Origin of the sequence: Mycobacterium sp., assembly GCF_049278535.1 — a bacterium.
GTDB lineage: Bacteria > Actinomycetota > Actinomycetes > Mycobacteriales > Mycobacteriaceae > Mycobacterium.
This window is the reverse complement of sequence record NZ_JBAPMI010000092.1, coordinates 1-6,258: the sequence shown is the minus strand read 5'-3', so window position 1 is coordinate 6,258 and position 6,258 is coordinate 1. Positions and strand designations below refer to the sequence as shown.

Here is a 6,258-nt window from a genome sequence, read left to right as displayed (position 1 = left end):
ATCCCGTACTGGTGCACCACCATCGACCTGGTCTTGCTGGGCGCCGGCGGCGGCGGCGGATACGGTGCCAACGACGAAGCCGGTGGCGGGGCCGGCAACTGGAATACCACATCGGTGCAGCGCGGCTCTGACATCCCCTGGGAGGCAACCTCGATCACTGTCACCGTCGGCCAAGGTGGTGCAGGCGGTTCACTCTCCGCCCCAGAAGGCGGACCCGGTTGTGACACCACCGCCAGCTGGGATAGCTCATCCGGGACGACTACGATAACCGCAACCGGCGGCGGCGCCGGCGCCAGCGGCATCACTGGCGAGGGCCCAAGCCCCGGTTCGAAACCCATCGGCAACACGTCGCTGGATGCCGGACCCCCTCAATCGACAGAAGGCGCTGACGGCAACGCGCCCGGCGGTGGCGGCGCCGGTGGCGCCGGGTTGAGGCGCGGCGGCACCGGCGCTGACGGCGCTGCGGCCGTGTACGCCAGCCAGAGTTAGCCACCAAATTCATCCAGCAACAGGAGGACAACAGAATGGTCAACGTCGCTTCTACCGCTCAGACGCTGAGCGACGACTATGCGGCGCTGGGCAAGTGGATCGGCCTGGCGACTGCCAACCAAGGAAACTCATCCGGACTGCCCCTCGAGGTGCCCGCAGGCGCAGGCGGCTATCAGCGGGCGCCGGTGACGTGGAACTCCAGCGGCGGAGGTCTCAGCGACGGCGAGCCGGTCACGCTGAATGCGCCCGCGGGCGAGTACACCTTCGTCATTTTGTGTTCTGCGCAAGCGGACGCAAATGACCCTGGTGACACCGTGCTGGACTACTGCAAGATCGACACGATCTTGAACATCGACGGGCAGATCGTCGTGACACCCAAATACACCCAAACCTGAGCGGCGAGGCGCGTCGTGATGAATGACTCGTTGTTGATCGGTGCACCACTACTGATCGCCGCGATCGTAATGGCGGTCCGCTTCGTCGGCTGCGGCCTCGCCGGCAGCGAGCCACCCCCAAACAGAAACACGGTTGTCACCGGTAATCTCACCGGGCACGGCTTTTTCTCCGCCAAGGTCGAGTCTCCCGTAAGTAAGCCGGAGACAGACCAATACGAAAAGGCGGGCACATATGCGTACTCGATCCCGTACTGGTGCAACGCCATCGACTTGATCTTGCTCGGCGCCGGCGGCGGCGGCAGCTACGGCGGTGCCAACGAGGTCGGCGGCGCCGGGGGAACCTGGACGACCGCAACTCTGCAACGCGGCTCTGATATTCCCTTGGCCGCAACCACGATCACTGTCGCCGTCGGCCAAGGCGGTGTCGGCGGGACGCTTTCGGCACCGCAGGGCGGACCCGGTGGTGACACCACCGCCACCTGGGACACTTCGTCCGGGCCGGCCACCGGCACCGCCTCCGGCGGCGGCGCTGGTGGCAGTTCCAGTGGTGTTACCGGTGAAGGCCCAAGCCCCAGCTCAGAATCAGTCGGCGACGCGTCACTGAACGGCGGAGTTGCACAACCGACAGCGGGCGCTGACGGCAACGCGCCGGGTGGCGGAGGCGCCGGTGGTGCCGGGTTAAAACAAGGCGGCGCCGGTGCTGACGGTGCGGCAGTCCTCGTCGCCAGACAGAGTTAGCCTTCTTTTCGTTCAGCCCTAGGAGGGCCACAGAATGGTCAACGTCCCTTCCACCGCTCAGAACTTGAGTGACGACTACAAAGAGCTCGCCCTATACATCGGCCTGGCGGTGGACGACCTCGAAAACGACCCGCCCGGACCGCCTGTCGAGGTAACCGTCGCAGGATACGAGCGTAAGCACCCACACTGGACATCTCTCGGGGGCGGCGTCATCCGGGCCGATCCGCTCAATTTCAGTCTGCCCGCCGGTTACTACACCTACATGACCGTTTATGCAGGCCCGACCGCGGGCAGCGACGACTTGATCGACTGGTGCGAGATCGACTCGGGCTTGGCCTCACCCGGGCTGCTCGTGGTCAAGCCGGTATTCACGCAAACCTGAGGCCGTAACGGCGCCATCACATCTCGTGGTTATCTGACGACTGAATCATCAGGCACGCGTGGCGATTCCTCCGGGGTCCAGGCAAACGGCTGTCCTGGCTGACCGGGAAACAGAAAGTCGATGAAAGCCGCCGCGGTGGGCTGTGGTTCGTGATTGGCGAGCCCCGGTCGCTCGTTGGCTTCGATGAACGCGTATTCCTGGCCGGTGATATCGGGTACCAGCAGGTCGATGCCGGTCACCGGGATACCGATCGCCTCGGCCGCCGCCACCGCGACCCGGCACAGCTCCTGATTCACGTCGGGGGTGACGTCGTGGATGGTTCCGCCCTGATGCAGGTTGGCGGTGTGGCGAACGCGCAGCCTGATCCCTTGCGGCAAAACATCATCGAATTGCCAGCCGTATTCCGCGACCGTCGCCTCGGTGACCGCGTCCAGCGGAATTTTGGACTCACCGCCGGTAGCCGCCGAGCGACGTCGACTCTCCGCCACGATCAGATCCCGCACGGTGTGCTCACCCGTTCCGATGACTTCCGGCGGCAGCCGCAGGGCGGCGGCGACCACCTGGCCGTCGATCACCACCAGTCGAAGGTCATCACCGATCACCCGCTGCTCGATCAGCACCTCGGGATATTCCTCCCGCGCACGAGCTACAGCGGCGGCCAACTCGCCGCGGCCCTGCTCGATGGTGACGCCGACGGTGATGCCTTTACCCTGTTCGCCCCGGGTGGGTTTGACGACGACTTCCCCCATGTCCCTCAAGAATTCGAAGTCGCCGTCGTCGAAAGTCGCCAAACGGGCAAGCGGAACGGTGATCCCGGCATCCGAGACAAGCCGGCGGGTCAATCTTTTGTCGTCGCAACGGCACATCGCGATGGCCGAGGTGAACTCCGACAGCGACTCGCGGGTGACTACGCTGCGACCACCGTGGCTCAGCCGTATCTCGCCGGTCTCTGCGTCGAGGACCTCCACCCAGATACCGCGACGTAGCGCCTCGTCGGCGATGATGCGCGCGTAGGGGTTGAGGTCGTCCACGGTTTCCGGCGGCGGCGTGAACAGCGGCACGTTGATCGCATTTTTCCGCTTGATCGCCAGCACCGGAACACGGCGGAAACCCAGCTTCTCGTACAACCGGATCGCGGCGGAGTTGTCATGGGTAACCGACAGGTCCATATAGGCGCGACCCGCAGTACGGAAGTGCGCAGCCAACTTTCGGGTTAGGGCGATGCCTATTCCCGGGATCCCGGCAGCCGGATCGACCGCCAGCGTCCAGAGACTCGATCCGCGCTCAGGATCGGAGAACAGTAGCTCGTGGTCGACACCGGTCACCGTGCCCACCACGGCACCGTCGTCGTCGCGTACCGCAAGCAGGTAGGTGACGGCGGGCTGATTGAGATGGTTGTCCCAAATGACGTCTACTGGCGCCGGAACCATTCCGCAGCGCACAAAAACACGATTCATGACGTCTGCGTCGGACGGGTCGTTCAGCGGGCGTACCGTGACGCCGACCGGCGAGGGTGCCGACGCGTCCACTCCCGAGCCATCGGTGAATCGCAGCCGATACGTGTGGCTGGGGTCGATGAAAAGTTCGGTCGGCGCGCCGGCCACGACGACGTGTGATTCACGCGCATAGATGCAAATGTCACGCCGGCCGGGCGCCTCTCGTCGCAGCGCCTCGGCCAATTTGCCGGCATCGGCAAATGTCTGACCGAAAATCAGTCGGCCCCAACCCAATTCAAGTTCGACATCTTTGGCCATCGCGTCGACCAAGTGTGGCGGCGTCGCGTCGTGCAGACCGAGCGTGATCGCCTCGGGATGGTCCTCGGTGGGACCGATGGTGGTCATGCCGCGGGCCCGGTCACACCATGACGTTGTAACCAGAGCTCGAGCAGGGCGATCTGCCAGAGTTCATTTCCGCGCAGCGGAGTCAACCGGCCATTGGGGTCAGCCAGCAGCGCATCCACTGCACCGGTATCGAACAGGCCCCGCTCTTTGGCTACTGGCGCGTAGAGCGCGTCGCGGACCATGTCGAGGTACGGGCCTTCGAGGTGGGTCAGCGCGGGAACCGGGAAGTAGCCCTTGGGGCGATCGATGACCTCGGACGGAATCACCCGTCGCGCAGCCTCTTTCAGAACACCCTTACCGCCGTGGGCGACCTTCAGCTCCGGCGGACAGGTAGCGGCGAGCTCGACCAGCTCGTGGTCGAGGAACGGAACGCGGCCTTCCAACCCCCAGGCCATCGTCATGTTGTCGACTCGCTTGACCGGATCGTCGACCAACATCACCATCGTGTCGAGCCGCAGCGCACGGTCGATACCGGTTTCGGCGCCGGCACGCGCGAAGTGCTCGGTCACGAAGCGTTCGCTGGGATCGCCCGGCGCGAGGTAACCCTCGGCGAGAAGTGCAGCAAGTCCGGCTTCGTCGCGGTCGAAGAAGGCGCCGCGGTATTCGGCGACCGAACCCTCGACAGTGGCCGCCGCCGGTGCGCCCATCGGCGGATACCAGTGGTAGCCCGCGAACACCTCGTCGGCGCCCTGACCCGATTGCACGACTTTCACGTGGCGTGCGACTTCCTGGCTGAGCAGATAGAAGGCGACGCAGTCGTGACTGACCATCGGTTCGCTCATCGCCCCGATCGCGCCGTCCAGGGCGGGCAGCATCCGCTCGGTGCCGATGCGGATCTGGTGATGATCGGTCTCGAAGCGTTTGGCCACGATGTCGGAGTACTGGAATTCGTCGCCTTGGACGCCGCCCGCTGATTCGAAGCCGATGGAGAACGTCGACAGCCCGTGCTGGCCGGCCTCGGCCAGCAGGCCGACGATCAGGCTGGAATCCACTCCGCCGGAAAGCAGGCAGCCGACCGGAACGTCGGCGACCAGCCGGCGCTCGACCGCGGTCCGCAGCGAGGACAGCACAGCGTCTTCCCAGTCGCGTTCGGACCAGTCGGAGCGATCTTGGTGCCGGGTGAAGTCCGGCGACCAGTAGATGGTGGCGACGCGGCGGCCGTCGGGTTCGATGGCGAGCAGTGATGCCGGTGGAATCTTGCGGACACCGCGCAGGATGGTGGCCGGTGCGGGCACCACCGAGTGGAACGTCATGTAGTGGTGCAGCGCATCGTGATCGATGCGGGTGTCTACCCCACCACCGGCCAGCAGCGCCGGCAGCGTCGAGGCGAACCTGATCCGGTGGCTGTCCTCGGTCACGTAGAGCGGCTTGATGCCGAGTCGGTCGCGGCCGAGCAGCACGCGCCCGCTGTCGCGCTCGACGATCGCGAACGCGAACATGCCCTTGAAGTGGCTGACGAAGTCGTCGCCCCAGCGGTGGTAGGCCTTGAGTAAAACCTCACTGTCGCTGTGCGAGAAAAAGCGGTAGCCGTAACCCTCGAGCTCGCTGCGCAGCTCCTTGTAGTTGTAGATGCAACCGTTCCAGGCGATGGTCAGGCCCAGGTCGGAGTCGACCATCGGCTGAGCACCCGCCTCGGTCAGGTCAATGATTTTGAGGCGACGGTGACCGAGAGCGACTCGACCTTGCGACCAGACGCCCGCTCCGTCCGGCCCTCGCGGCGTCATCACAGCGGTCATCGCCGCCACCGCCGCTACATCCGGCGCTCGACCGTCGAGTCGCACCTCACCGGTGGCTCCACACACCTGAATAACCCTACAGAGGTCGATTCCGGCGCGCGCGCCGCTGACCCGCCAGCACTCCGCGCGTGAGCCTCGGCCTGGCTGTTCGTTCCACGTTTGGGCTCACTTTTCGTTCACCTCGTTGTCTTGACCACAGCACCGCGGGAGCCGTTGCAGTTTGTCGGCGTCTTCGTTTTCCACCTGCAGGTAGCGCCGCCCGTCGGCGGCTGTCGCGACGCTGATGACCGCCCCGTCACCGCTGACGCTGTCCGGTTCCATGAACAGCTGCAGTTCACCGGAGTCGACGTACAACTTGGCGTCGTCGTTGGACAGCCGCCACGGCTGGCCATCGGTGGGCCAATCGCCACCAACGAGCCGAGTATGGGTGCTCTCGTCTTCTTTTTCGTCGACCGCGACACAACCGACCCACAACTTCGCCGGCAACGGACGGAAGTACACCGCGAGGCGTTGGCGGTTGAAATCCACGTCGACCGGTATGCCGATCGGGGGCAGCGACGTGCCGTCGGGCCGGTCGTTGAGCGACTGTTTGACTTGTCGCGATCCAAGCCCGACGCCGAACCAGTCGATGGTCAGCACGGTGGTGAGGTACTGCACGATCGCCAGGGTCAGCAGGC

7 protein-coding genes are annotated in these 6,258 nt (G+C 65.1%); 4 read left to right on the top strand and 3 right to left on the bottom strand.

From position 1 onward, the window contains the following. The 4 genes from WAO18_RS06060 to WAO18_RS06045 all read left to right on the top strand — a co-directional run. Nucleotides 1-489, top strand: a 489-nt coding sequence (locus tag WAO18_RS06060; protein ID WP_422204713.1) for a glycine-rich domain-containing protein, incomplete at its 5' end; no start/stop codon positions are given. 35 nt (nt 490-524) lie between these two features. Continuing rightward, the gene (locus tag WAO18_RS06055) at nt 525-884 is read left to right on the top strand and encodes a hypothetical protein (RefSeq protein ID WP_422204712.1); all 360 of its coding nucleotides are present in this window, start codon (nt 525-527) and stop codon (nt 882-884) included. 18 nt (nt 885-902) lie between these two features. After that, nucleotides 903-1,622 carry a hypothetical protein gene (locus WAO18_RS06050; protein ID WP_422204710.1) on the top strand — a complete coding sequence of 240 codons (720 nt, stop codon included), beginning with the start codon at nt 903-905 and terminating at the stop codon, nt 1,620-1,622. Between the two features lie 34 nt (nt 1,623-1,656). Next, nucleotides 1,657-2,004: a hypothetical protein gene (locus WAO18_RS06045; RefSeq protein ID WP_422204709.1), complete on the top strand. Its 348-nt coding sequence runs from the start codon at nt 1,657-1,659 to the stop codon at nt 2,002-2,004. A gap of 29 nt (nt 2,005-2,033) precedes the next feature. On the opposite strand, the gene ngg is transcribed toward WAO18_RS06045, so the two are convergent. From ngg to WAO18_RS06030, 3 genes are all read right to left on the bottom strand, one after another. Beyond that, nucleotides 2,034-3,845, bottom strand: a complete 1,812-nt coding sequence (ngg, locus tag WAO18_RS06040) for an N-acetylglutaminylglutamine synthetase (RefSeq protein WP_422204708.1) — start codon at nt 3,843-3,845, stop codon at nt 2,034-2,036. Further along, nucleotides 3,842-5,647, bottom strand: a complete 1,806-nt coding sequence (locus WAO18_RS06035; protein WP_422204706.1) for an N-acetylglutaminylglutamine amidotransferase — start codon at nt 5,645-5,647, stop codon at nt 3,842-3,844. Before WAO18_RS06035 ends, ngg begins: the two co-directional genes overlap by 4 nt. Before the next feature lie 99 nt (nt 5,648-5,746). Continuing rightward, the coding region (locus WAO18_RS06030) for a hypothetical protein (RefSeq protein WP_422204704.1) at nt 5,747-6,258 on the bottom strand (512 nt) is incomplete at its 5' end.